Origin of the sequence: Micromonospora sp. SL1-18 (assembly GCF_047921505.1) — a bacterium.
Lineage (GTDB): Bacteria > Actinomycetota > Actinomycetes > Mycobacteriales > Micromonosporaceae > Micromonospora.
In genome coordinates this window covers 1-363 of the sequence record NZ_JBLROA010000236.1, presented here as the reverse complement: position 1 = coordinate 363, position 363 = coordinate 1, and the positions used below count along the sequence as shown (strand labels likewise).

Annotated in this window: 1 protein-coding gene; it reads left to right on the top strand. The window is 73.6% G+C overall.

The genetic code is table 11. From position 1 onward, the window contains the following. Nucleotides 1–363: transposase (locus ACNAW0_RS30745; RefSeq protein ID WP_416291540.1), on the top strand; the 363-nt coding region annotated here is incomplete at its 3' end.

The following is a 363-nucleotide window of genomic DNA, read 5'->3' as shown; positions in this document are numbered from 1 at the left end:
GTGGCCACGTATGCGCCCGGCGTGGGACCGGACCCGTCCCGGGTGGCGGGTGTGGATCTCGGGATCATCCACCCCTATGCGGTGGCGGGCCGGGATGGTGAGGGGTTGTTGGTGTCGGGGCGGGCGGTGCGCGCCGAGCACCGTATGCACCTGGCCGACACCAAGACCCGCCGCACGGTCGCCCGCCGCGCGCCGAAACCCGGCCAGCGGGGGTCGCGGCGGTGGCGCGAATACCGCCGCCGGGCGCGGCTGGTGGAGGGCCGGCACAAGCGTCGGGTCCGGCAGGCGCAGCATGAAGCCGCTGGCATGGTCGTGTCCTGGGCCGTTGAGCAGCGGATTGGTGTGCTCAAGGTCGGGGATCCT